The organism is Burkholderia sp. MSMB1459WGS (genome assembly GCF_001534535.1).
Classification (GTDB): Bacteria; Pseudomonadota; Gammaproteobacteria; order Burkholderiales; family Burkholderiaceae; genus Burkholderia.
In genome coordinates, this window is sequence record NZ_LPMU01000075.1 from 19,148 (window position 1) to 42,316 (window position 23,169).

At 68.7% G+C, this 23,169-nt stretch carries 14 protein-coding genes and 2 pseudogenes; 8 read left to right on the forward strand and 8 right to left on the reverse strand.

Annotation, left to right across the window (positions count from 1 at the left end):
- The first annotated feature begins 17 nt into the window (after positions 1–17).
- The 5 genes from WT97_RS28825 to WT97_RS28845 are packed head-to-tail and all read left to right on the forward strand — an operon-like array spanning position 18 to position 6,889.
- The gene (locus tag WT97_RS28825) at positions 18–1,301 is read left to right on the forward strand and encodes a glycosyltransferase (protein ID WP_060354875.1); all 1,284 of its coding nucleotides are present in this window, start codon (positions 18–20) and stop codon (positions 1,299–1,301) included.
- Positions 1,298–2,893 (forward strand): DHA2 family efflux MFS transporter permease subunit, encoded by a 1,596-nt coding sequence (locus tag WT97_RS28830; protein WP_060354876.1) that lies wholly within the window; start codon positions 1,298–1,300, stop codon positions 2,891–2,893. Before WT97_RS28825 ends, WT97_RS28830 begins: the two co-directional genes overlap by 4 nt.
- Before the next feature lie 10 nt (positions 2,894–2,903).
- Entirely contained in the window at positions 2,904–3,842 is a 939-nt protein-coding gene (locus tag WT97_RS28835; RefSeq protein WP_060354877.1) for a glycosyltransferase family 2 protein, read from the forward strand.
- 6 nt (positions 3,843–3,848) lie between these two features.
- The gene (locus WT97_RS28840) at positions 3,849–5,696 is read left to right on the forward strand and encodes an efflux transporter outer membrane subunit (protein WP_060354878.1); all 1,848 of its coding nucleotides are present in this window, start codon (positions 3,849–3,851) and stop codon (positions 5,694–5,696) included.
- Complete coding sequence (locus WT97_RS28845; protein ID WP_060354879.1) at positions 5,696–6,889, forward strand: efflux RND transporter periplasmic adaptor subunit; 1,194 nt, start codon at positions 5,696–5,698, stop codon at positions 6,887–6,889. Before WT97_RS28840 ends, WT97_RS28845 begins: the two co-directional genes overlap by 1 nt.
- Before the next feature lie 116 nt (positions 6,890–7,005).
- Here the strand turns inward: WT97_RS28845 and WT97_RS28850 are convergent, their stop codons facing one another.
- The 5 genes and pseudogenes from WT97_RS28850 to WT97_RS28860 form a co-directional block, all read right to left on the reverse strand.
- Positions 7,006–10,008 carry a GLUG motif-containing protein gene (locus tag WT97_RS28850; RefSeq protein ID WP_060354880.1) on the reverse strand — a complete coding sequence of 1,001 codons (3,003 nt, stop codon included), beginning with the start codon at positions 10,006–10,008 and terminating at the stop codon, positions 7,006–7,008.
- A 156-nt stretch (positions 10,009–10,164) separates the two neighbouring features.
- Positions 10,165–11,910 carry a GLUG motif-containing protein gene (locus tag WT97_RS35135; RefSeq protein ID WP_306641609.1) on the reverse strand — a complete coding sequence of 582 codons (1,746 nt, stop codon included), beginning with the start codon at positions 11,908–11,910 and terminating at the stop codon, positions 10,165–10,167.
- Between the two features lie 792 nt (positions 11,911–12,702).
- A pseudogene (locus WT97_RS35140) lies at positions 12,703–13,320 on the reverse strand (filamentous hemagglutinin N-terminal domain-containing protein); the annotation flags it as partial.
- Between the two features lie 12 nt (positions 13,321–13,332).
- Positions 13,333–13,596, reverse strand: a complete 264-nt coding sequence (locus tag WT97_RS35050; RefSeq protein ID WP_257128567.1) for an ESPR domain-containing protein — start codon at positions 13,594–13,596, stop codon at positions 13,333–13,335.
- 161 nt (positions 13,597–13,757) lie between these two features.
- Complete coding sequence (locus WT97_RS28860) at positions 13,758–15,326, reverse strand: ShlB/FhaC/HecB family hemolysin secretion/activation protein (protein ID WP_082751509.1); 1,569 nt, start codon at positions 15,324–15,326, stop codon at positions 13,758–13,760.
- Between the two features lie 549 nt (positions 15,327–15,875).
- Here WT97_RS28860 and fdhA point away from each other — a divergent pair.
- Positions 15,876–17,072: a formaldehyde dehydrogenase, glutathione-independent gene (gene fdhA / locus WT97_RS28865; protein WP_059502288.1), complete on the forward strand. Its 1,197-nt coding sequence runs from the start codon at positions 15,876–15,878 to the stop codon at positions 17,070–17,072.
- 304 nt (positions 17,073–17,376) lie between these two features.
- On the opposite strand, the gene WT97_RS28870 is transcribed toward fdhA, so the two are convergent.
- Entirely contained in the window at positions 17,377–18,150 is a 774-nt protein-coding gene (locus WT97_RS28870; protein WP_060354881.1) for a hypothetical protein, read from the reverse strand.
- Positions 18,151–18,375: 225 nt separating this feature from the next.
- On the opposite strand from WT97_RS28870, the pseudogene WT97_RS33735 reads away from it, so the two are divergent.
- A pseudogene (locus WT97_RS33735) lies at positions 18,376–18,678 on the forward strand (zinc ribbon domain-containing protein); the annotation flags it as partial.
- Positions 18,679–18,833: 155 nt separating this feature from the next.
- Here the strand turns inward: WT97_RS33735 and WT97_RS28875 are convergent.
- Positions 18,834–20,255 (reverse strand): PLP-dependent aminotransferase family protein, encoded by a 1,422-nt coding sequence (locus WT97_RS28875; protein WP_060354882.1) that lies wholly within the window; start codon positions 20,253–20,255, stop codon positions 18,834–18,836.
- Positions 20,256–20,522: 267 nt separating this feature from the next.
- Between WT97_RS28875 and WT97_RS28880 the strand changes: the two genes are divergently transcribed.
- Positions 20,523–21,935, forward strand: a complete 1,413-nt coding sequence (locus WT97_RS28880; protein WP_059790847.1) for a discoidin domain-containing protein — start codon at positions 20,523–20,525, stop codon at positions 21,933–21,935.
- Between the two features lie 64 nt (positions 21,936–21,999).
- Here the strand turns inward: WT97_RS28880 and WT97_RS28885 are convergent, their stop codons facing one another.
- Positions 22,000–23,115: a GlxA family transcriptional regulator gene (locus WT97_RS28885; RefSeq protein ID WP_080747627.1), complete on the reverse strand. Its 1,116-nt coding sequence runs from the start codon at positions 23,113–23,115 to the stop codon at positions 22,000–22,002.
- Positions 23,116–23,169 lie beyond the last annotated feature (54 nt).

Below are 23,169 nucleotides of genomic sequence, written 5' to 3' on the forward strand. Positions count from 1 at the left end.
TCTGCGCGAGGCGCGCGATGGCGAAGATGATCGTGACCGCGATCGGCTCGGCGGGCGACGTGCATCCGATGCTCGGGATCGCGCGCACGCTCGCGGCGCGCGGTCACGAGGTCGTGTTCTGTACGCATGCGCCGTTCGAGGCGGCCGTGCGCCGCTGCGGGTTCGCGTTCGTGCCGGTCGGCACCGCGGCCGACTATGACGCGGCGATGGCGAACCCGGCGCTGTGGGATCCGCGCACGTCGTTCCGCACGCTATGGCAGGTGATCGCGCCGACTCTGCGCCCGCATTACGACGCCCTGCGCGCGCTGACCGATGCCGACACCGTGCTGGTCGGCACGCTGTGGGCATTTTCCGCGCGCTTCATGCAGGAACTGCACGGCACGCCGTACGTGTCGGTGCAGGTGTCGCCGTCGACGCTGCTGTCCGCGCATGCGCCGCCGACCCACCCGCGCCTGACGATTCCCGCACGCTGGCCGTTGCCGCTGAAGTCGGCGTTGATGACGCTGATCGAGCGGCAGGTGCTCGACCGCGTGTGCGGTCCGGCGCTCGACGCGGTGCGCCGCGAGCTCGGGCTCGCGCCCGCGCGGCGCGTGCTCGGCCGCTGGCTGCATTCGACCGACGGCGTGCTGTGCCTGTTTCCCCGCTGGTTCGCGCCGCCGCAGCCCGACTGGCCGTCGAACCATCTGCAAAGCGGTTTTCCGTTGTTCAACGATATCGCGACGCCCGACGACGATGCGGCACTCGATGCCTTTCTCGCGGCGGGCGAGCCCCCGGTCGTGTTCACGGCCGGTTCGACGCGCGTCGATCACGTCGCGTATGCACGCGCAGTGACGGAAGCGCTGCGCGCGACCGGCGCGCGCGGCATCCTGCTGACGCCGGACGAGCGCGCGACGGACGGCGACCGGCTGCTCGTGCGCCGTTTCGTGCCGATGCGCACGCTGCTGCCGCGTTGCCGCGCGCTCGTGCATCACGGCGGGATCGGCACGGCGGCGCTCGCGTGCGAAGCCGGCATCGTACAGGTCGTCACGCCGTTCGCGCACGACCAGTTCGACAACGCGCAACGCGTCGCCGCGAACGGCTGCGGCGTGCGGGTCGACGGCCCGCTCGACGGCGCACGGCTCGGCGCGGGGCTCGCGCGCGCGCTCGAAGAACCCGCGTTCACGGTACACGCGGAGCGTACGCGCGCGCTGCTCGCAGCCGCGCCGGACGGCTGCGGCGCGGCCGCCGATTTCATCGAACGGTTCGTGCCCAGGCGCGGGCGGCTGGCCGCACGGGCCGATGTCGCGGTGGCCGGCGCATGAGCACCGCGTCGCCGCTTCACGACGGACCGGTTGCGCCGTCCGCGTTCGACGTGCCGGCATCCGTGCCGGCCGCGCAGCCGGTGCGCGGCATCCGGCTCGCGCTGCTGACGTTCGCGCTGTCGCTCGCGACCTTCATCGAAGTGCTCGACTCGACCGTGACGAACGTCGCGGTGCCGGCGATCTCCGGCAGTCTCGGCGTATCCAACAGCCAGGGCACGTGGGTGATCAGTTCGTATTCGGTCGCGGCCGCGATCGCGGTGCCGCTGACCGGCTGGCTCGCACGGCGCGTCGGCGAGCTGCGGCTGTTCGTCGGCGCGGTGCTGTTGTTTACGCTGACGTCGCTGCTGTGCGGGCTGGCGCGCGACCTGCACGTGCTCGTGATCTGCCGCGCACTGCAGGGATTGTGTTCGGGGCCGATGGTGCCGCTGTCGCAGACGATCCTGCTGCGCACGTTCCCGCCCGACAAACGCACGATCGCGCTCGCGCTGTGGGCGATGACGGTGCTGCTCGCGCCGATCTTCGGGCCAGTGGTCGGCGGCTGGATCGTCGACAACTTCTCTTGGCCGTGGATCTTCCTGATCAATTTGCCAATCGGGTTGTTCTCGTTCGCGGTGTGCACCGCGATGCTGCGGCCCGACGTGCAGCGCGGCGCGGCCGGCCCGATCGACGTGCCGGGCATCGTGCTGCTCGTGATCGGCGTCGGCTCGCTGCAGGCGATGCTCGATCTCGGCCACGACCGCGGCTGGTTCGATTCGCCGCTGATCGTCACGCTCGCGGTGGTCGCGGCGCTCGCGATCGTGTCGCTGCTGATCTGGGAGGCGGGCGAAGCGCATCCCGTCGTCGATCTGAGCCTGTTTCGCGACCGCACGTTCTCGTTCTGCGTACTGATCATCTCGCTCGGGATGATGAGCTTCTCCGTGGTCGGCGTCGTGTTTCCGCTGTGGATGCAGGCCGTGATGGGTTACAACGCGTTTCATGCGGGGCTCGCGACCGCGTCGCTCGGCGTGCTCGCGCTCGTGTTCTCGATCCTCGTCGGGCTGCATGCGCACCGCTTCGACGCGCGCGTGCTCGCGACGTTCGGCTTCCTCGTCTTCGCGGCCGTGCTCGCATGGGACGCGCATTTCACGCTGAAGATGACGTTCGCGCAGATCGCCGCGCCGGGGCTGATCCAGGGGATCGGCCTGCCGTGCTTCTTCATTCCGCTCACTGCCGCCACGCTGTCGCGCATTCCGGACGACCGGCTCGCCGCCGCGTCGAGCCTGTCGAATTTCCTGCGCACGCTATCGGCCGCATTCGGCACGGCGATGAGCGTGACGCTGTGGGACAACCGCGCGACCTATCACTACGACGTCGTGTCGCAATCGGTCACGCATGCATCGGCGAACACGCAACGCTTCGTGCATGCGTTGAACACGATGGGCGTGGACGGCGTGCGCGAGCTGACGACGCTGCATCAGGTCGTGATGCAGCAGGCGTACATGATGGCGACCAACGACATGTTCTGGATGGCGAGCATGACGTGCCTCGCGCTCGCGGCGATGATGTGGCTGACGCGGCCCAGGCGCGGCGCGGCAGCATCGTTCGGGCATTGAGGAACGGACCATGACGACACTCGGCGCACTCGTGATCCTGTATCACCCGAGCGATGCACAGCTCGACGCGCTGCGCGGATGGCGGCACGCGTGCGACGCGCTGCTCGTCGTCGACAACACGCCGCAGCCCGATATGCGGGCCCGCGCGCTGTGCGCGCGCGAAGGTATCGCGTGGCTGCATCACGGGAATCGCGGCGGTATCGCGGGCGCGTACAACGCGGGGCTCGCGGCGCTGTTTCGCGACCGCGTCGACGCGGTCGCGCTGTTCGACCAGGATTCGTCGGTGCCGGCCGCGTATTTCCCGACGATGCGCGAGATCTGCGCGGCGCGCGCGGGGTGTGCGTTCATGGCCGGCCCGCGCATCTTCGACGAGAACGCGCGCAGTTTCCTGCCCGAACTCGCGACGAACGGCATCGGCTTGCGCCGCCTGCGCATCGAAGCGGGCACGCCGATGCAGCGCTGCGCATTCCTGATCTCGTCGGGCTGCGTCGTGTCGCGCGATGCGTTCGCCGTGCTCGGCCGCTTCGACGAGACGCTGTTCATCGATCACGTCGACACCGAATACAGTTTCCGCGCACTGTCGCGCAACGTGCCGCTCTATGTCGTGCCGTCGCTGGTGCTGCCGCACCGGATCGGCGCGAAACGGCGGCATGCGATCGGTCCTTTCCAAATGACGTCGATGAATCACTCGTGGCAACGGCGCTACTACAGCGCACGCAATGCGGTGCAGCTCGGCATGCAGTACGGGCTGCGCTTTCCGGTGGCGCTCGTGCCGAACCTGCTGACCGTGTGGCAGATCGTGCAGATCGCGCTTGTCGAGCGCGACAAGCGCGCGAAGCTAGCGGGCATCCTGTTCGGCGTCGCGGACGGCCTGTTCGGCCGGCTCGGCCCGCTCGAGCGCACGCGGCCGCGTCTGGCCGCGCGGGCGCAGCGCGTTCGGCAGGGGTGAGGCGCGATGCGGCGTATGACGAAACCCGCGGGGATGAAGGGCCGCGCGACGATCGCGGCGGCGGCCGTGCTGCTGGCGTTGGGCGGATGCGTGCCGTCGGGCTTCCTGCCTTCGCTGTCGCTGCGCGCGCCGGCCGACGATGCGCTTGCGCGCACGGCCGGCGCCGGCGCGAATGGCGCGTGGCCGGCGCCCGATTGGGTGAAGCAGTTGCAGGATCCGCAGCTCGACGATCTGGTAGCCGACGCATCGCAGAATAGTCCCGATGTACAGGTCGCGCAGGCGCGGCTGCGGATCGCGCAGGCGCAGCTTCAGCAGTTCGATTCGCTGATGGGGTTGACGGGCACGGCCGGCGCGACGATCAGCCGCGCGCGGATGCCGAAGCCCGGCGATATCGCCGACGTCACGGCCGGCGGCTATCGCGTGCCGGTGCAGATCTTCGGCGATCCGAACGTGTCGCCGTCGTCGATCTTCGTCGGGCTGAACTATCAGCTCGACCTGTGGGGCAAGAACCGCGCGGCGACGAAGAGCCTGCTGTCGCTGCGCGACGCGGCCGGCGTCGAGGCCGAGCAGGTGCGGCTCACGCTCGCCGTCGCGATCGTCACCGTGTATTGCCAGCTCGACCAGGCGTACGCGATGCGCGACCTGTTGCAGCAGAAACTGAAGATCAGCCAGCGCGTGACGGCCGTGCTGCGCGAGCGCACCGCGCGCGGCCTCGACAACGCGTACGACGCGAGCGATGCGTCGATCAAGCGCAGCCGCCTGCTCGAACAGATCGCGCTGAACGACGAGCAGATCAAGCTCGCGCAACTGCAACTCGGCGTGCTGTCCGGCCGCGGCCCGGAGCGCGGGCTCGCGCTGCAGCGGCCGCGCGTCGGCGCGTTCCCCGGTGGCGCGCTGCCGCCAAGGTTGCCGGCCGACCTGCTCGGCCGCCGGCCCGACATCGTCGCCGCGCGGCTGCGGGTCGAAGCCGCGTTCGCGAACGCCGACTCGACGCGCGCGCAGTTCTATCCGGACGTGAATCTCGTGGCGCTCGGCGGCTTGTTCGCGTTGACGCCCGCGTCGCTGTTCTCGCGCGATTCGCTCGCGGGCTCCGTCGGCCCCGCGATCTCGCTGCCGATCTTCGATCGCGGCCGGCTGAAGGCGAAGCTCGGCGCGGACGTCGCGCAGGCCGACGTCGCGATCGGGTTGTACAACAAGACCGTCGACGACGCGCTCGGGCAGGTCGCGCAACTCGTCACGTCGCTGCAGACGTCGCAGACGCTCGTTGCGCAGCAGCAGGACGCGGTCGCGGCCGCGCAGAAGATCGTGCAGATCGCGGCGGATCGGCATCGGCGCGGCGTGCTGATGCAGAAGGACGTCGATGTCGCGGATCTCACGCTGATCGACGAGCGCGCGCAGATGATCGCGTTGCTCGGCAAGCAGCGGACGCTGCGGGTCGGGTTGATCGGCGCGCTGGGCGGCGGGTTCGATGCGGGCGGCGGGGCGTCGGCGCCCGCTTCGGCATCGACGCCGGCCGTTCATCAAGCGCGCGGCGGCGCGGCGAAGCGAGGACCGGCGACGACGGCGGCGACCTTGAGCCGGGCGACCGCGACGGCGGCGCCGCCCGATGCGCGTTCGGCGGCCGGGACCGCGCGGCAGGCTGCCGGATCCGGCAGCACGTCGACCGACGGTGTCGCATCGCGCGATGCGGCGGCCCGTCCGTCGAATGCAGCCGCGGCGAGCAACGACCCGGTGCGCCGCGGCGTGCCCGATCCGACTCGTACCGCGTCCGCGAGCCCGGCGGCCAACCAGCCCGGCACGCCGGCCATTCCGCTGTTTCAGCATGACCGCCTGATCGTTACGCAAAGCGACTGATGCATCACGACAACCTTCATACCGCCGCGCCGCCGGCCGCCCTCGACGGCGATCCGACTCTCGACACGCGCCGTGCGACGCGCCGCAAGCGCTTCATGGTGTTCTTCGCGATCGTGCTCGCGGCTGCGCTCGCATGGCTCGTGTTCTGGCTGTTGAGCGAGCGCTACTACGAAGACACCGACGACGCGTATGTCGCGGGCGGCATCGTGCAGGTCGCCGCACAGATTCCGGGCACCGTGACCGACGTGCTGGCCGCCGATACGCAGACGGTGCGCGCCGGGCAGCCACTCGTGCGGCTCGACGATGCCGAGGCGTCGGTCGCGTTCGCGCAGGCGAAGGCGCAACTCGTGCAGGCCGTGCGGCAGGTCGCGAACGCGAAGATCTCGAACACGATGTACGTCGAAGCGGTGAACGCCCGGCGGGCCGACCTGCAGCTCGCGCAACGCGCGCTGGCCGCGCGATCGGGCGCGTCGGTCGAGATCGTCGCGCCCGAGGAACTGGCGCGCGCCCGCGCGGCGGTAGCCGGCGCGCAGGCCAACCTGGCGGCCGCGCAGGCGCAGCTCGATGCGGCGCGTGCGCTCGGCACTCGGCTGCCCGTCGACGAGAGCCCGGCCGTCGTGCAGGCGGCCGCGCAGTTCAAGCTCGCGTACCGGAACCTGAAGCGCACGACGATCGTCGCGCCGGTCGACGGCACGGTCGGGCAGCGCTCGGTGCAGGTCGGCCAGCAGGTCGGGCCCGGCGTGCCGCTGCTGTCGATCGTGCAGTTGAACCGGTTGTGGATCGACGCGAATTTCAAGGAAGGGCAGATCCGCCACATGCGCATCGGGCAGCCGGTCGAGGTCGTGTCGGATCTCTACGGCTCGCGCGTCGTCTATCGCGGCCGCGTGCAGGGATTTTCGGCGGGCACGGGCAGCGCGTTCTCGATGCTGCCGTCGCAGAATGCCGCCGGCAACTGGATCAAGGTCGTGCAGCGCGTGCCGGTCGTGATCGCGATCGATCCGCGCGATCTCGCCGCGCATCCGCTGCGGGTCGGGCTGTCGATGCGCGCGACGGTCGACACGCACGATCGCAACGGCCACGCACTCGACAGCGAGCCGCCGACGCCGGCGGTCAGCACGCGCGTGCACGACGGCGTGGCGAGCGAGGCCGAGGCAGCCGCTGCGGCGATCATTCGGGAGAATCGGGGAGGGTAGCGGCAGGGTAGCGGCACGGCTCGTCGTGCATCGCCGCCGATGCGGGGGAACGAACGAGCGCGTCGTCGTTCCCCCGCGCGCAGGCGGTCACATTCCCCGCCTGCGCCGGGTCATGGTCAGAAGAACGCGAACTGGCCGCCGATCAGCGGCACCTGCGCCGCGTCACCGGACGCCGTGTTGCCCTTCATCGACGTCATCGCGAAGCCCGCGAGCCCGCCGTAGCGCTGGCCGTAGCCCGGCGTGTAAGCGATCCGGCTGGTGGTCGACGATGCTTGCGTGGTCCCGAAGTCGGTGCCCACGATGCCGCCGAGCGTGGCGTTCAGGCCGCCGCTTACGGTGCCGGACGACGACGATCGGTCGATCGTGCCGCCGTTGAGGCCGACCAGGCCGCCGATCTTCGCGCGTGCGCCGCCGCTGACGCTGCCGCTTGCGTCGGACAGCACGATCGAGCCGCGCGTGTGGTTGCCGACGAGCCCGCCCGCATTGCTGTCGGCGCCGGCGGAAACGGCGCCTTGCGCATGCGACGAGGCGACCGTACCGATGTTGCGGCCGATCAGGCCGCCGGCGTCGCTATTGGCGAGAACCGATACCTTGCCGGACGCGTTGCCGTACTCGACGTGGCCGCTGTTCATGCCGACGAGGCCGCCTGCGGTGCCGTTCGCGCCGACGGAAGCGTTGCCGGATGCGCTGGACCTCGACACGCGACCGTTGTTGCGGCCGACGAGCCCGCCCGCCGTCGCATCGTTGCCCGCGACGGTGACCGTACCCGTGGCGTTCGATTTGTCGATCGTACCGGTGGCGGCGTTGATGCCGACGAGGCCGCCCGCCGTGCCGCGCGCACCGCTTGCGACGTCGCCGCTCGCGCGCGATGCGGCGATCGTGCCCGCGTTGACGCCGACCAGCGCGCCGACGGTGCTTGCCGCGCCGGCAGCGACGCGGCCGGACGCGCCGGATCCGCGAACCGTGCCGTCATTGCGCCCGACGAGGCCGCCGACGGCCGTGCTGGTGCCCGCGACGTAGACCTGCCCGGCGCTCGTCGAATCGAGAACGTCGCCGGTGTTGATGCCGACAAGGCCGCCGATTCCGTTGGACCCGTTGTCGGGCAGCGTGCCCGCGGCGCCGATGGAGACGCTTGCGTCGGCGCGGCTGCGCGAGATCGTCGCTGTGTCGAGCCGGCTGTCCGGCGACGTGATGTTTTCGCCGACGAGCCCGCCGAGTGCAGTCGTGAAGCGGTCGCCCTGCACGCGGCCCGACACCGACGCGCGATCGATCGTGCCGCTCAGATTCAGGCCGACGAGGCCGCCGGCGACGTTGGTCGGGGAGCCGCCGCTCGTCACCGACACGTTGCGCGCGTGCACGTTCGATAGCGTGCCCTGCACGTTCGCGCCCACCAGCGCACCGACCATCGCGGGGCCTCGGCTGTAGTTCGCCGTGCCGCGTGCCGATACCGAATCGAGCGTCAGGTTCGCGATCGTGCCGACGTTGGACGCGAACAGGCCGACGAGCGGTCCGTTGTTGTAGACCGAGAACCCCGAGATGGTGTTGCCGAGGCCGTCGAACGTGCCGGCGAACGCCGTGTCGCCGCCGATGCTGCGGAACGCGCCGCTGCCCTTGATCGTATTGCCGAGCACGTAGCGGCCTTTCAGGTTCGCATCGACCGCACGCAGTTGTTCGACGTTGTGGATCACGCGATAGCCGTGCCCGTTTGCGCTGAACGACGCATTCGCGCCCGACAGCGTGACGGCTGCATTGTCGTTCAACACATGGCCGTTGCCCGAGTTCAGCGCGAGCGCGGCGTTCGCGCCGGTCAGCGCGAGCGGGCCGTCGATGTCGATACGCTTCGCGGCGTCGACCGCCAGTCCCGCACGGTCGCCGTGCGCATTCAACGCGCGTTGCAGCTTCACGTTGCCGAGCTGCGATGCGAGCGACAGCGTGTGGTCGCTGCTCCAGTCGACGGCGCCGTCGGCCGATAGGTCGCCTGCCGTGCCGGTCAATGCGACGTCGGTCGTGCCGAGGTTGCGCGACAGCGTAGCCGCGCCGATCGTTGCGTTCGCATCGTCGGCGACGCGTGCGTTGGCCGTGTCGATCTTCCACGTGCCCGAGCGACCGTTCGCACCGCGCGTGTCGACCGTGGCATCGTTGGCAACGCGGACGTTCGTGCCGCGCGTCGCGACTTCGCCGCCGTTGCCGGCCGTGGCGCTCGCGTCGAGCGTGCCGCCGGCCAGCACCGTGCCGCCGTCGAGCGTGATACGCCCGCCGTGGCTGTTCAGCCCGCGCGCCTCGATGGTGCCGGTGTTGTTGACCACTGCGCCGAGCAGATCGCCCGCGGCGCGGGCGGTCATCAGCACGTCGCCGCCGTCGGCCTTCAGCAGGCCGCCGTTGCTTGCCTGCGCGTCGACGGCGCCGCCTTCGACCTGCACGCTGAGCAGGTCGCTGCCGTCGAAGTTGACCTTGAATGCGTTGCCGGCGCCGAGCGCGACGCGGCCCATCTTCGCCTGGATCACGCCGGTGTTGGACACGCGCGCGCCGAGCAGCGCGACGCTGCCGCCGTCGGCCGCGGTGATGTTGCCGGCGTTGGCGACGGTCGCGGCGGACGAGCCGGCGAAGCGATAGTTGCCGGCGAGGAAGTCGGCGTCGGACAGGTTCTGCGTGGACGCGACGAGGCTGCCGACGTTGACCTGCGAGCCGGCGCCGAACATCACGCCGTTCGGGTTGACGAGGAACACCTTGCCGTTGGCGTCGATGCGGCCGTCGATCTGGCTGCCGCGCGAGCCGATCACGCGGTTCAGCGCGATGGACGAACTGCCGGGCTGGTGGAACGACACGCGTTCGCCGCCGGCGACGCCGAAGTCCTGCCAGTTGGTGATGAGCTTGTCGGAATGCTGATTGATGGACATCGTCTTGCCGTCGGCGGACGTGGCGATGTCGGCGTGGCCGGCGACGACGGCCTGACCGGTGGGCAGTGCGTGTGCGGGCAGCGCGGCGAGGCCGAGCAGCGACACGGCGCCGGCTGCGACGAGCGTACTGCCGCCGGCTTTACCGCGTCGGCGCGCGGTTTCCCCGACCGCGTTCCAGCACGCCTGAGCGTGATTCCACACCAATGCGTAGGTCTTGTTCATCGTTTTCGTTTCCTCGATAACGGATGTTGGTAGATTGATCAGTCAACCTTACTGATTCATAAAATGGCGGATTGGTCGTCCGCTTCAGGTGGCAGACGATCATGCTGTCCGCCACCCGTACCGCCGCGGGCGATCAGGCCGCCCGCCTGCGTCGCATCACGGCCAGACGGTGCCGAACTGGTTGCCGACGAGCGGCACGTTCATCGCATCGCCCGACACCGTATTGCCCTGCATCGACGTCTTCGAGAAACCCGCGATGCCGCCATATTGCTGAGCACGGCCGTGTTCCCACGCGACCCGGCTGCTGGTCGACGACGCCTGCACGGTGCCGAGGTTGGTGCCGACGAGACCGCCGAGGGTCGCGAACATGTCCCCGCTGACGGTGCCGGACGACGACGACTGGATGATCCTGCCGCCGCTGCGGCCCACCAGGCCGCCGACATTGGCGCTCTGGCCGCCGGTCGCGTTGCCGCTCGCTTCGGACAACTCGATCGTGCCGCCCGCGCCATAGCCGACGAGGCCGCCGACATAGCTCTTGTCGCCGCTGCTGACGGCGCCCGACGCACGCGAGCCTCGCACCGTGCCGTTGTTGAAGCCGATCAGTCCGCCGACCTGGCTCGCGCCGACGGCCGTGACCGTGCCGCTCGCCGACGACGACTCGACGGTTCCGGTATTCCGGCCGATCAGCCCGCCCGCCTCGCTGTTCGCACCGGCGCGAACCGTGCCGGTTGCGCTGACGTTCGCGACGCGGCCGCCGTTGATGGCGACGAAGCCGCCGACGCGGTTGTTCGCTTCGCCGCGCGCCATGCCGTGCGCGGACGACGACGTGATCGTCGAGTTCGCGTCGGTGATGCCGGCGAAACCGCCGATCGTCATGACCTCGATCCCGCTGACGTTGCCGCTTGCGCTCGATCCGTCGATCTTGCCGCCGGACGCGTTGCGGCCGACGAAGCCGCCTGCCAGTGCGTTCGCAAAGACCGTCACGTCGCCGGTCGCGTTCGACGCTTCGATCGCTGCGCGGTTGATCCCGACGAGCCCGCCCGCGACACCGGCCTTGCCGCGTGCCGCCACGTCGCCGTGCGCGTTCGATGCATGGATGCGGCCGCCGTTGGTGCCGACGAGTCCGCCCGCAATACCGTTAGAAGCGCTGACGTCGCCGGATGCGCTGGAGCCGTCGATGAGTCCGTCGTTGGCACCGACGAGGCCGCCTACGATACCGTTCGTCCCGACGCCGACGCTGCCGGATGCGGCGGATGCCGTCACCTGGCCTCTGTTATGGCCGACGAGGCCGCCTGCCTTGCTACCCGTGTCGGCCGAGAGGCGGCCGCTCGCCCGCGATGCGTCGATGGTGCCCGTGTTGACGCCGACCAGCGCGCCGACGGTGCTGTTCGTGCCGGCGGAGATCTGGACGGCCGCGTCCGAGCCGCGCACCGTGCCGTTATTGCGCCCGACGAGACCGCCGATGGCCGGGCTCGCACCCCGGACGTATACGTCGCCCTTGCTCGACGAATCGCGGATGTCGCCGCTGTTGAAGCCGGCGAGCCCGCCGATTCCGCTCATCGAGTTGGTCGGCAGCGCGACAGCGGCATCGATAAAGACGCTCGCGTCGGTATGGCTGCGAGCGATCGTCGCGGCGCCGAGCCGCTTGTCCGGCGACGCGACGTTCTCGCCGACGAGCCCGCCAAGCGCGGTCGTGTAGCGGTCACCCTGGACGCGCCCCGACACCGACGCGCCATCGATCGTGCCGCTCAGGTTCCGGCCGACGAGGCCACCGGCGACGTTGGCGGGCGAACCGTTGCTCGTCACCGACACGTTGCGCGCGTGCACGTTCGACAGCGTGCCCTGCACGTTGCCGCCCACCAGCGCACCGATCGCGGTGGGGATGCCGCGAGCGCTCGGCATACCGCGAGCCGACACCGAATCGAGCACCAGGTTGGCGATCGTGCCGCTGTTGACCGCGAACAGACCGACGAACGGCCCGCTGTTGTAGACGGACAGCCCGGAAATCGTGTTGCCGAAACCGTCGAACGTGCCGGTGAACGCCGCGTTGCCGCCGATGCTGCGGAACGTGCCCTTGCCCGTGATCGTGTTGCCGAGCACGTAGTGGCCGTTCAGGTCAGCGTCGACTGCGCGCAGTTGATCGACGTTGCGGATCACGCGATAGGCCTGCCCGTTCGCGCTGTACGACGTGTCCGCGCCCGACAGCGTGACGGCTCCATTGCCGCTCAGCACATGGCCGCTGCCGGAGTTCAGCTCAAGGGCGGTGTTGCGGCCCGTGAGTGCGACCTTGTCGTTGATGTTGATGCGTCGTGCGGCGTTGACGGCGACGCGTGCGTTCGCGCCGCCGGCCGTCAGCGACTTGCCGAGCGTCACGTCGTCGCGCACGGACGTCAGCGTGAGGCCGTGATCGCTGTTCCAGCCGATTGCGCCGTCGGTCGCCAGCGCGCCGTCGGTGCTCGTCAGTTCGACCGACGTCGTGCCGAGGTTGCGCGACAGCGTAGCCGCGCCGATCGTTGCGTTCGCATCGTCGGCGACGCGTGCGTTCGCCGTGTCGATCTTCCACGTGCCCGAGCGGCCGTTCGCGCCGCGCGTGTCGATCGTGGCATCGTTGGCAACGCGGACGTTCGTGCCGCGCGTCGCAATTTCGCCGCCGTTGCCGGCCGTGGCGCTCGCGTCGAGCGTGCCGCCGGCCAGCACGGTGCCGCCGTCGAGCGTGATGCGCCCGCCGTGGCTGTTCAGCCCGCGCGCCTCGATGGTGCCGGTGTTGTTGACCACTGCGCCGAGCAGATCGCCAGCTGCGCGGGCGGTCATCAGCACGTCGCCGCCGTCGGCTTTGAGCAGCCCGCCGTTGCTCGCCTGCGCGTCGACGGCGCCGCCTTCGACCTGCACGCTGAGCAGGTCGCTGCCGTCGAAGTTGACCTTGAATGCGTTGCCGGCGCCGAGCGCGACGCGGCCCATCTTCGCCTGGATCACGCCGGTGTTGGACACGCGCGCGCCGAGCAGCGCGACGCTGCCGCCGTCGGCCGCGGTGATGTTGCCGGCGTTGATGACCGAGGCGGCCGACGTGCCGGAGAAGCGATAGTTGCCGGCGAGGAAGTCGGCGTCGGACAGGTTCTGCGTGGACGCGACGAGGCTGCCGACGTTGACTTGCGAACCTGCGCCGAACATCACGCCGTTCGGGTTGACGAGGAACACCTTGCCGTTGGCGTCGATGCGGCCGTCGATCTGGCTGCCGCGCGAGCCGATCACGCGGTTCAGCGCGATGGACGAACTGCCGGGCTGGTGGAACGACACGCGTTCGCCGCCGGCGACGCCGAAGTCCTGTCAGTTGGTGATGAGCTTGTCGGAATGCTGATTGATGGACATCGTCTTGCCGTCGGCGGACGTGGCGATGTCGGCGTGGCCGGCGACGACGGCCTGACCGGTGGGCAGTGCGTGTGCGGGCAGCGCGGCGAGGCCGAGCAGCGACACGGCGCCGGCTGCGACGAGCGTACTGCCGCCGGCTTTACCGCGTCGGCGCGCGGTTTCCCCGACCGCGTTCCAGCACGCCTGAGCGTGATTCCACACCAATGCATAGGTCTTGTTCATTGTTATCCTCGATAACGGAGTTGTTGGAGTCGATCAGTGGAACGAACTGACCGGTTGCGAAGCGGATCGATCTTCCGCTTCATGCGGCGGACGGTCATGCTGCCCGCCGCCGGGTTGCCGGCCCCGCGGCGCCGCCGGGCCGGCGATCGGCGCCGGGCGACTCAGAAATACTGGGTCGCCTGAAGCCAGACACTTGGCGAGCGCGTGCTCGCGGCCGCGTCGTCGGACCTGCCGAACGGTCGCGACCACGCGACGTTGACCTGCCGGCTCGCGCCGTACCAGCCGACGCCGAGCCCTGCCGACGACAGCTGCAGCGTGTTGCGCTCCCGGTTCCACGGCTGCTTGTTGACCTGTACGCGCCCGGTATCGACGAAGGTGCTGACCTGCCAGCCGGGCGCGGCGAGATAGCGCAGTTCCGCGCTCGCCTGCCAGCCCTGATCGCCGCTGCCCGCGCCGAGCGCGTACCCGCGTACCCCATACGGGCCGCCGAGGCTGAATTTTTCCGTCGAGTCGAGATTGCGCGATGTGAGTTGTGCGCTGAGCTGCACGTAGAGCTGCAAGCGCGCAGTGATGGCCTGAAGTCGTACCGCACTGACGTTCAGCTTCGCGAACCGGCCGTGCGTTTTCGCGAACCGATTCGATCCGAGCGGATCGTTGCCGTTCATCCGGCCGATGCCGAGCGTCACGGACGCGCTGCTGCGTCCGCCGCCGAACCAGTCGTCCTGATTGCTGCCGGTGATGCTGAAAGAACCGATCTGGATGCGCTTCGCGCCATGCACGTCGAATGCGTTGTAGTCGTCGTGCAACTGCTTGTTTTCAAACAGGAACTGCGCGCTGACGTTCGCGCGGCGGCTGCGCAGCAGCGGTTGCGTGACGAACGCGCTTTGCACCGATGCACGGCCGTGATAGTCGAGATCGTCGAAGCTGCCGCCGACCCGGTATCGCATGTCGGAGTGTGCGACGCCGAGCCGCGTCGACGCCGGGCCGACAGGCAACTGGTATGCCACGCGGTAATAGCGCTGGCGCGCGTCGCTGACCAGCCCGCGCAGCGTGAACTGATCGCCGATACGCAGCGGCGCGTTGACGTCGACGCTGCCGGTGGCGCGATAACGGCCGGTGAGCGTGTCGCCATAGTTGTCGAGATCGACGGAGCCGGACGCGAGCGGGCCGGGTTCGACGTCGACGGAGAGATCGGTGGTGCCGGTTTCGGCACCGGGGCGCAGCGTGCCTTTCGCGGCGACGCCTGGCAGATCGTCGAGGAGCAGCAGGCTGCGCTCGAGCGCGTCGCCTTGCACGGCGTCGCCGGGCCGGAGGCCGGCGAGCGGCTGGCGCAGGACGCCGTCCAGCACGCGCGAGCGGTTGTTCAGTTCGACGCTGCCGTAACGGCCTTCGCTCACGTCGATCCGCACGGTGCCGCCGTCGATGTCCTGCTGCGGCAGGTAGGCGCGCGCGAGCACGTAGCCGTGTTCGCGGTAATACGCGGAGATCCGGTCGGCGGCTTGCCGGAGTTCGTCGAAGCTCAGTTCGCGGCCGACGAGATCCGCGAGAAGCGGTTGCAGCCGGTTGGCGCCGAACGCACGATTGCCGCCGATCGCGAATGCCTGCACCCGTACGCGCGGCCCGGCGTCGTCGCCGGGCGGCGGCGGCTTCGTGTCGGGCGGCGGCGGGATGGCGAGATCGGGCGGCGAGTCGGCGGGAAGGGCAGGGCGTGTGGCCTCGATGTCACGCATCGATTGCCCGGCACTGGGCGGCAGCGCGTGCGCAATGCCCGGCATCGACAGCACGGCGCCGATGCACCAGACCGGGAGCCCCGCCCATTGAGCCGGGCAATCGGTGCGGGCGGCGCGATGCCGTGGACGAGACGTGCCGTGTAACGGGAGCGGCCGGCCCGAGATCGCCGATGCGGCAGCGGTATCGGAATCGGCGTGGTGTGAGTTGCTGTGGATGGGACGAATTTTCACCCTCGACGGATTGGCGCGCCGATAGCGCGTTGAGCGTCGGGGATACTACGGAGCGTGGCCGCGTTTTGATATTGGATGAGTACTAGGCCAACTGTGTTATCGATTTGTCTTGTCAGATTTTGTCGAAAACGGGGCGCGGCGGGCCGGATCTGTGTGCAGGCGTATCCCGGGGCGCCGATGTCGGCTCGGATCAAACGCATGTCGCGTTTGAGACATCGGCCCCCCTGCCTCCCGGACTACTCTCGAACAGCACGTTGCGCGTGCGCCGCAAGGGCCGGCGCGCCGCGGCGCCATCCAACGAGACATGGAGACAATACGATGAGCAGCAATCGAGGTGTCGTCTATCTTGGGCCGGGCCAGGTCGAAGTCCAGAAAATCGATTATCCGAAGATGGTCGACCCCAGCGGCCGCGCGATCGGCCACGGCGTGATCCTGAAAGTGGTCAGCACGAACATCTGCGGCTCCGACCAGCACATGGTGCGCGGCCGTACGACCGCGCCGGTCGGCCTCGTGCTCGGTCACGAGATCACCGGCGAAGTGATCGAAGTGGGCCCGGACGTCGAGACGCTGAAGATCGGCGATCTCGTGTCGGTGCCGTTCAACGTCGCGTGCGGCCGCTGCGCGATGTGCAAGGACACGCATACGGGCGTATGCCTGAACGTGAACCCGTCGCGGGCCGGCGGCGCGTACGGCTACGTCGACATGGGCGGCTGGATCGGCGGCCAGGCCGAATACGTGCTCGTGCCGTATGCCGATTTCAACCTGCTGAAATTTCCGGATCGCGACCAGGCGATGGCGAAGATCCGCGATCTGACCTGCCTGTCCGACATTCTGCCGACCGGTTATCACGGCGCGGTGAGCGCGGGCGTGAAGCCCGGTTCGACGGTCTACATCGCGGGCGCGGGCCCGGTCGGGATGGCGGCGGCCGCGTCGGCGCGCCTGCTCGGCGCGGCCGTGACGATCGTCGGCGACATGAACGCGGAGCGCCTCGCGCACGCACGGGCGATGGGCTTCGAGACGGTCGACCTGTCGAAGGACGCGTCGCTCGGCGAGCAGATCGAACAGATCCTCGGCGTGCCGGAGATCGACTGCGCGGTCGATTGCGTCGGCTTCGAGGCGCACGGCCACGGCTCGTCGGGCCATTCGGAGGAAGCGCCCGCGACGGTGCTGAACTCGCTGATGGAAATCACGCGCCCGGCCGGCGCGATCGGCATCCCGGGCCTGTACGTGACGGACGATCCGGGCGCGAAGGACAAGGCCGCACAGCACGGCAGCCTGAGCATCCGCTTCGGCCTCGGCTGGGCGAAGTCGCATTCGTTCTTCACGGGCCAGACGCCGGTGCTGAAGTACAACCGCAACCTGATGCAGGCGATCCTGTTCGACCGGCTGCCGATCGCGAAGATCGTCAACGTCGAAGTGATTTCGCTCGACCAGGCGCCGGAAGGCTACAAGAAGTTCGACGGCGGCGCGCCGCGCAAATTCGTCATCGACCCGCACGGGTTGCTGGCGGCGTGATGCGCTAGCGTTCGACACGCGCGACACGAAGCGGGCGGTGCCGGAAACGGGCCGCCCGTTTTCGTTGCGGGAGCGAAGGCGGGGGAGGCAATGCGGCGAGCGGACGCGCCCCAGATGGCGGCCAGGGTCACGAGCTGCAGTGCATTCATCGACGGACTCCGGTGGACCGAGCGGCCGGCGTGCGATATGCGCCGGCGCGGGCGAATGCCCCATTGAACGTCATGCGTCCGTCGCGACACAAACGAGGTTTTGTGACGGGCGGTTTAGAAAGTTGAATCGACGGGCGCGCGAGCCTGGAGCGCGCTCAGTGGCCGCGATAGAGCTTCGCGATTTCGGCGTTGCTGGCCGCGGCGCGGCGGGTCCGCCCGGTGTGCAGGCTGACGCGGCGGATCGCGCGCGTGCGATGGGCGACGTCGCGGCCGCCTTTCCAGTCGGCCACGCGGACTGCGCCGGTGCGCATGCGGTCGGGCGCGCGCAACGACGGCGCGGCTTGCGCAACCGCCATCCTGCGCGCGGGTTTGCTGGCGAGCGGGGCGGCCGGTTGCGGATTGGCCGGTGGCGGATCGACTGCCACCCGTGTTTCATCGGTCGAATGAAACGGGTAGACGGGTGCCGGCACGACCGGTATCAATGGCTCGTTCGACGCTTGAAGTACGGCTTCGGTCGCGACGGCGGCCGGCGCGGCGGATCCGCGACAAGCGGGATCGACCTTGCAGGTCTGGTCGACCGTCACGTAGCCGCCGACCAGCAGCACGAGCGTGAGAATGCTCAGGATCGGCGCGCTCGATGCGCGCGGCCGCTGGGAAGCCGCGTTGCGCAGCGCGCGGGCGACGCGCGACGACCATGTATGGAACGACCGCGGCGCATGCGCGGCACGCGCGTCGGCCGGCGTGCGGCGAATCGGTTCGAACGGCCAGTTCCACTGACCGCAAACGGGGCAATGCTCGAGCGCGCGGAACGCCACGAAACCGCATTCGCGGCAGCGGCAGCACGTCGCGTGCCGCGATTCGGCGCGCGCGTTCAGCACGGCACGCCAGGCATCGCGCGCGCGGACGCTTCGGTTGGGCAGGACGCGCATGTCAGCGACCGACGGACGCTATCGTCGGGCTACACATAGGCGGTCGTTCGCATGCGATGTTCATCATTTGCTCCGAGAGACCCCGCCATTGATGGCGGGAAGGAAAGGCGTGCGGTTGACAGACAGGTTCTTCCACGGGTTAGGATCACCTGCATGATTCTTGTCTACCGCTACCGGGTGAAGTCGCTCAACGGACTGCTCAACAAGCAGAGCCGTGCGGCGAACAGAACCAGGATGGCGAAGAGCGTCTACGACGCGTCCTGGTCGTTGTTCCGAAACAAGCTCCGCTACAAAGCGATCGCGCACGGAGCCATGTTCGAGAAAGTCGACGAAAGCGGTTCTACCCAGTCCTGTTCGGCGTGCGGGTCGAAAGACAGCACGGCGCGGCCGAAAGGTATCGCGGGACTGAGAATAAGAGAGTGGACCTGCAGTGACTGTGGTGTCGAGCATGATCGAGATACCAACGCTGCGCTGAACATTCTCCGATGCGGACGTGCATCGCCAGGTGTGGGAATCCTCTCCTTTTAGGGAGAGGAGGACGTCAAGTGATTCTCCATAACATCGGACGCGTGGAACCCTTTCGTTCGCGGCTGCCTGCCGCTTCATTTTTGGTCGTTCGCGCGTGAAACGCAAGGCGCATGTCGCGCGTCGCGTGGCGCACGTTTCGTGCCGCCCGTCTCATGCTAGCTGCCGTGCCGCTGCCGGGACGCGAGCGTGCCCAGTGTCTCCAGCGCACGCTCGACGGCCGGTGTCCACGGACGCCCGTAGTTGAGCCGCAGATAGCGGCGGAAGCCGCCGGTCGCGGAAAAGATCGGCCCGGGCGCGATGCTGACGCCGCTTTCCATCGCGTCGTCGAACAGGTGCATCGCATCCAGGTGCGGCGGCAGTTCGATCCACAGAAAATACCCGCCGCGCGGTGCGAACACTTCGGTGTCGGCCGGAAAATACGCGCGCACGGCCGAGAGCATCTGCGCCTGGTGCGCGGCGAGATTGCGTCGCAGCTTGCGCAGGAAACGGTCGTATGCGCCGTCTCGCAGGTAGCTCGAAATCGCCATCTGCGCCGGTACGTCGGCGGCCGGCGCGCTCGCGCTCTTGGCCTGGCGGATCTGCCGCACGAAGCGGCCGGCTGCGACCCAGCCGATCCGGAATCCCGGCGCGAGACATTTCGAGAACGACCCGCAATGCAGGACGAGCCCGCTGTCGTCATACAGTTTCGCGGGCCGCGTGGGGGCCGTGCCGAACTGCAGTTCGCCATACACGTCGTCCTCGATCAGCGGCACGCCGCGCGACGCGAGCAGGTCGATCAGCGCGCGCTTGCGCTCGTCGGTCAGCGTCGCGCCGGTCGGGTTGTGGAATGACGTCATGAACCAGCACGCGCGCACCGGATGCGTGTCGAGCGCCTCGGCGAGCGCGTCGAGGTCGAGGCCGGTGCGCGGGTCGACCGGAATCTCGATGGCCTTCAGGTGCAGGCACTGGACGGCTTGCAGCACCGCGTGGAAGGCCGGCCGTTCGATCGCGACGATGTCGCCCGGGCGCGTCAGCGCCTGCAGGCTGAGCGTCAGCGCTTCGGTCGCCCCCGTCGTGATGACGATTTCCTCCAGCGGCAACGACCCGCCCGCGCTCAGATAGCGCAACGCGATCTGGCGGCGCAGCGCTTCGTTACCGGGCGGCAGGCCCGCGAGCAGTTTCGTGCGGTCCATGTTGCGGGCGGCCGACGCCACGTAACGCCACAGGCTGCTCATCGGGAACAGCGAATAGCTTGCGAACGCCGAGCCGAGCGGCACGATGTCGTCGCACTTGAGCGAGTCGAGCAGGCGGAACAGCGCATCGTCGTCGCCGGTTTGCGCGGCGCCCGGCTTGCGCGGCGGATCGCGGCCGAATCGCACGTGCTTGTCCGCGGCATTCGCAACGAAATAACCGGAGCGCGCCCGCGCGACGATCAGACCCTCGCTTTCGAGCGCGTAATACGCACGGAACACGGTGGACGGGCTGACGCGATACGCGCGGCATGCCGCGCGCACGGTGGGAATGCGCGCGCCGGGCGCCAGGTCGCCGCGCCGGATCGCGTCGGCAATCGTCTGCGCCAGCACCGCATAACGCTTCATGCGTGTCCTCCCGGCGTTGGACCCAGATGACAAAGAGTAGTACGGCAGCCGTCACGTGCAAGCGCGCCCTAAATCGCTGATCCGTATGTTTTAAGCGCGCTCTGATCCTTTTCTTTCGTCTGACCAGACGGCACACTGCCGCAAGTTTTGTTCCCGATGTCCGACCGATACGGAATTCACGCTGCCCGACGGCGGATCCGTGACGCCCGCGCGTGCCGCGCGGGTCCTCGTCAGCGGCGTCCTTACCCTTACCCGGAAGCATCCAGCGTGAAATTGAAGACCCTCGTCACGGGCCTCGTGGCCGGCATCGCCCTCAATCTGGTCAGCGGCGTGGCCGCCGCAGCCTGCGTCAACAACCCCGCCGCCCAGCCGAACGCGACGTTTCCCGCCGCGCTGACCGGCAAGCTCGTCTATCACAGCTACGTGAAGTACGGCGACGGCACGAGCCAGCTGTTCCTGTACGATTTTTCGGCCCATACGCTGACGCAACTCAGCAAGAGCGCGTGGGGCATCACCGATCCGATGAACGGCGTGTTCAGCCCCGACGGCAAATGGCTCGCGTTCATGGGCATCCGCAACGGCGCATGGAACGTGTTCATGCTGCAGCTCGGCGCCGGCACGCCGCCCGTCAACATGACGAACAGCACGGGCGCCACCCGCAACGAAGACCCGAAGTTCAGCGGGGACGGCAAGACGCTCGTGTTCAAGCAGAACGGCGACGTCAAGCAGGCGACGCTGTCGTACACGAGCGCGGGCCCGGTATTCACGTCGGTCGTGAGCCTGACGAATGCGCCGGCGGGCGCCGAATACTCGATGCCGTTCCTCGCGCCGGACGCGAGCGCCGTGTACTACGCGACGGGCACCGGCTCGAACATGGGGCTGATGAAGCGCACGATCGCGACCGGGGCGACCGCCGTGTTCGATCGTCCGGCCGGGTTGCAGACGTACTACCCGATCGTGCGTGCGGACGGCATGGTGTACTACGCCCGCTGGAAGGACAGCGGCGGAGCCGACCAGATCTATGCGAAGACGGCCGACCCGGCGTCGACGCCGAGTGCGCTGGCGCTCAACGACTGCATGAGCAACAACTCGGACCCGGCGCCTGTCAGTGGTACGAATTACCTGTTTTTCTCGTCGACGACGGCGGGTGGCTATCAGCTCTACGTCGGCGACGTGACGACCGGCCAGCGCTGGAGCCTGTCGCAGTTCGGCGTGAATGCGGACACGACGAAGGCCAAGCTCGGGGCGAACTACTACGGCGGCCCGTCCGCCAAGCAGTTGACGCTGCTGTCGCAAGGGCGTCCGGCCGCCGCATCGGCGAGCTACAACGCGTCGCTGACGGCCGACAAGGCGTTCGACGGCAACACGACGAGCACGCGCTGGGATTCGCCGGAGGGGACGGGCGTCGATCCGCAATGGCTCTCCGTCGATCTCGGTGCGACGAAGACGATCAGCAGCATCGACCTGTACTGGGATGCGGGCGCGCTCGTCTACCAGATCCAGACGTCGAACGACAACGCGAACTGGACGACGATCTACTCGACGAACAACGGCGTGTCGTACGGGCACGTGACGTTGCCGAACCTGAACGGGCAGGGGCGTTACGTGCGGATGCTCGGCACGAAGCGGGCGACGCAGTGGGGGTACTCGCTCGATGAAATGCAGGTGTGGGGATCGTAAGCGCAAACGCAAACGGAAAAGCGGCCTTCGAGGCCGCTTTTTTTTGCTTCAGATAGTCCGCGCTTCACGCATGCAGCAGATGCGTCGGAAACGCCGGCCCGGCCGCCGCCGCGCCCTGCGCGAGCGGCGCAACCTGTTTGCGGCGCTCGCGGGTCGGCGCGACGCCGAACGCGTCGCGATAGCTCTTGCTGAAGTGGCATGCCGACTGGAAGCCGCACGCCATCGTGATGTGCATGATCGACATGTCGGTCTGCAGCAGCAGCTCGCGCGCGCGGCGCAGCCGCAGCGTCAGGTAGTAGTGCGTCGGCGTCATCCCGAGATGCTCGCGGAACAGGCGCTGCAACTGCCGTTGCGACATGTTCGCGAGCCGCGCGAGTTCCTCGCGCGACAGCGGCTCCTCGATGTTGTTCTCCATCAGCGAGATCACTTCGAACAGCGACTTGTTCGCCGAGCCGAGGCGTGCGACGAGCGGCATGCGCTGCTGCGCGCTCGTGTCGCGCACGTGTTCGACGATGAACTGCTCGGCGATCTGCGTGACGCGCGCGGTGCCGACGCGCGCGGCGATCAGGTTCAGCATCATGTCGAGCGGCGCGACGCCGCCCGTGCACGTGATGCGATCACGGTCGATCACGAACAGTTCCTTCAGGAAGCGCGTGTCCGGAAACTCTTCCTTCAGCGCCGACATGTTCTCCCAGTGGATCGCGCACGCATAGCCCGCGAGCAGCCCCGACTTCGCGAGTGCATAGGTGCCCGTGCACAGGCTGCCGAGCGGCAGCCCCGAGCGCGCGAAGCGGCGTAGCGTCGACAGATGGGCAGGCGTGGTCGCGCGCTGCACGTCGACGCCGCCGCACACGAACACGATGTCGGGCTGCCCCACGCATTCGGCCGGCCCCGTGTCGACCGTGAGGCCGTTGCTCGCCGTGACCGGGCCACCGTCCGGACTGATCACCGACCAGCGGTAGAGCGGCTGGCCGCTCAGATAGTTCGCCATCCGAAGCACCTCGATCGCATTGGTGAACGCGATCATCGTGAAGTTCGGTAAAGGCATGAACGCGAAGTGGGACAGCGACGCTGTGCGGTCGGGCGACATGGGGAGCGTTCCTTGAATCTCTAATAGCTTTTGGCCCGGGGCACGGATCGGGCTGCGATATTGTGTGAGCGAGTGCAACAAGCGTGCCATACGGCTAAACCCTAGCTCCATACGTTGTCTGGGCATCGGGCGGTTGCTGCGCTG